The organism is bacterium, from assembly GCA_018814885.1.
Taxonomy (GTDB): Bacteria; Krumholzibacteriota; Krumholzibacteriia; order LZORAL124-64-63; family LZORAL124-64-63; genus JAHIYU01.
Genome location: JAHIYU010000175.1, coordinates 1 through 2,163 on the forward strand (window position 1 = coordinate 1; position 2,163 = coordinate 2,163).

General features: G+C 73.4%; 3 protein-coding genes. 1 reads left to right on the forward strand and 2 read right to left on the reverse strand.

The window, feature by feature from the left end; all coding sequences use genetic code 11:
- Positions 1-1,198 (forward strand): hypothetical protein (locus KJ554_13135; protein ID MBU0743279.1); only part of this gene is annotated, 1,198 nt, incomplete at its 5' end.
- 7 nt (positions 1,199-1,205) lie between these two features.
- On the opposite strand, the gene KJ554_13140 is transcribed toward KJ554_13135, so the two are convergent.
- A complete protein-coding gene (locus KJ554_13140; GenBank protein ID MBU0743280.1) occupies positions 1,206-1,694 on the reverse strand; it encodes a GNAT family N-acetyltransferase in 489 nt (162 codons plus the stop codon).
- 19 nt (positions 1,695-1,713) lie between these two features.
- Positions 1,714-2,163, reverse strand: a 450-nt coding sequence (locus KJ554_13145) for a D-alanine--D-alanine ligase (protein MBU0743281.1), incomplete at its 5' end; no start/stop codon positions are given.

Genomic DNA, 2,163 nt, shown 5'->3' on the forward strand with positions numbered 1-2,163 from the left:
CGCGGGCGCGCTGTGCCTGACCCGCACGGCGGGCCTGGCGTTCATGCTGGCGCTGCCCCTGGCGTTCCTGGGACCGCGCCGCCTGTGGCCCGAGCGGGGCCCCGCGGCGGCTCTGATGCTGGCGGTCTCCCTCGCGGTGCTCGCGCCGTGGCAGGCGGCTCTGCACCGCGAGGAGGGCCGCCCGATCCTGCTGGCCACGAGCTCCGGACTGAACCTGGCCATGGGCAACAACCCCTTCGTCGGCGCCGGCTGCGGATCGACCTGGACCGACATGGCCGCCAACGCAAGGCTGCGAGAGGACATGGCACGCTACGCCGGCGCGCGGGGTCTGGACCCGCGGCACGTCGGCGCCGCCTACGCCCTCGATCAGCTGCGGGCCGATCCGGCCGAGGCCGCGCGCCGGGCCGGGGATCGCCTGCGCCTGGTCTGGTCGGCCGACCTCTTCCCGGTGCGGCAGGTCCTGCAGGCCGTCTGCCGCCCGCTGCCGAACTTGCTGGCCGGCCTGCACTGGGCCTTCTACTTCCTCTGCTACCTGGCGACGATGTCCCTGATCATCCGCGGGCTGCTCACCGACAGCGGACTGCGCGACGCCGGGTTCCTGCTCGCCCTCGTCGCCGCGGGACTGGTCGGGCCGGCGGCGGCGGGGGGGTTCTCGCGCCTGCACCTGCCGCTGATGGCGCTGCTGCTGCCGTCCGCGGGCGCGGCCTGGGCGCGCCGCCGGGATCCCGTTCCCGACGGGCGGCGCCTGGTCATGGCCCTGACGATGGGACTGGCGGCCTGGCTGGCGACCTCGAGCCTCAAGCCCGTGATCGAGCACCAGCTGGCGCCCTCGGCCTGGTACCGGCCGCTGGTGACCTTAGTGGCGGGTGCTTTCGGAGCGGAGGCGACCTTCGCCGACCAGGTGCTGGTGGCGGTCGATCCGGACGGGCCGGCCGAGCTCGGCGTCGTGCCCAATCCCGACCACCGGACGGTCGTGCGCGCCGGCGACGGGGAGGCGGTCACCGTTCATGTCTACAGCCGCGCGCGCGGCGCGCGCGCCCGGCTGGTGCTGCAGCCGCGGCCGGGCGAGACCGACGTGGTGGTGGATCCGATCTCGCCCGCGCACGGCTGGCGCTGGCGTTCCCTCGCGGACGTCGGGTTGCCCGGGGTCCGCATCCGCTGGCAGGGTGGCGTGCCGCCCGTGCCCGCCCCGTTCTGAGCACGCCTCAGAGACGCTTGACGAACACGACCTTGTCGTCGTCCGGGGCATAGAAGTCCGGGAAGACGGCCCCGACCCCGTAGCCGCATTTCTCGTAGAAGGCCCGCGTGCTGATGTACTGCTCGCGGCCGCTGGTCTCGGCGTAGACGGCGGTGCCGCCGAGGGCGCGTATGCGGCGCTCGCTTTCCGCCAGGAGGCGGCGCCCGAGGCCCGTGCCCTGCGTGTCGGGATGGACGGCGATCCAGTACAGGTCGTAGCTGGAGACGGTGCAGGGGATCAGGCCGTAGCAGGCGTAGCCGTCGAGGCGGCCGTCTCCGTCGGCGAAGAGGAAGTCGTAGCCGCTGGTCGGGCCGTCGGCGAGCCGGTCGTCCACCAGTTCGGCGGCGATGCCCTCCTCGGTGCGGGAGAAGTAGCCAGTGGCCTGCACCAGCCTGCGGACGTCCGCGACGTCGCCCGGGCGGACGTTCGTGCGATAGGGTGAGTCGTTGCTGTTCATGTGGGTGCTCCGCTCCGTTTCATCTGGTCGCGGCCGCGAGGATGCGCGCGACCGCCGCGTCGAAGTCCAGCCCGGCCCTCGTCACGGCCGCCTGGAAACCGGCGTCCGGGGAGAGGCAGGGGTTCGCGTTGGCCTCGAGGATCCAGGGCGCGCCGTCCGCGTCCACGCGGAAATCCACGCGGGCCCAGCCGCGCAGGTCGAAGAGGCGCCAGCAGGCCAGCGCGAGGTCCGCGAGCCGCGTCGCCAGGGGCCCGTCGCCGTCCGCCAGGTCGAAGCTCCGTACGGTGTGGCCGTACTCGAAGGATGTCTCGTCCCACTTGGCCGTGTACCCCACGATGCGAGGCTTGCCCGGCGGGTAATCGACGAAATGGAGCTCGGCGGGGGGCAGCACCCGCGGCCCGTCGGGACCGTCCAGCAGCGACAGGTTGAACTCGCGTCCCTCGACGTAGGCCTCGGCGAACCAGGGCGC

Coding starts and splice junctions, on each gene's coding strand:
- KJ554_13140 (MBU0743280.1), bottom strand. CDS start 1,694: ATGAACAGCAACGACTCACCCTATCGCACGAACGTCCGCCCGGGCGAC.